Raw genomic sequence first — 372 nt, 5'->3', positions numbered from 1 at the left:
CTTTGACGGACTTAACTATCCCTATTGGAAAGATARGATGACYACATACTTACAAKCCCAAAAYKTCAAAMTTTGGARAWYKATAAAAGTAGGATATGTCGCACCTAATTTTAGAGATAGCGAAACTCCTATTCCCTACGAAGATCTAAATGATGAGCAARTAGGACTTCACTCCTTAAATGCTAAGGCTAAAAATCTCATCATTTGCGCTTTATCCCCTAGCGARTACAATAAAATATCCGCTTGTAGAACGGCAAAGGATATATGGGAAAAACTAGAAATTATGCACGAAGGAACTAACCAAGTTAAGGATTGCAAACTTCAAATCCTAGTGCACGATTATGAACTCTTTAGGATGAACGAGGGAGAAAC

The 372-nt window shown here is 36.9% G+C and carries 1 protein-coding gene; it reads left to right on the top strand.

Annotated features, from left to right (window positions below):
* Window positions 1–37: 37 nt before the first annotated feature.
* Window positions 38–372 (top strand): hypothetical protein (locus tag EZV73_RS29260; RefSeq protein WP_369123967.1); only part of this gene is annotated, 335 nt, incomplete at its 3' end.

This window comes from Acidaminobacter sp. JC074, from assembly GCF_022496765.1.
Classification (GTDB): Bacteria; Bacillota; Clostridia; order Peptostreptococcales; family Acidaminobacteraceae; genus JABXKX01.
Note: the sequence above shows the minus strand (reverse complement) of the source record. Positions and strands in the feature narration are given on the sequence as shown.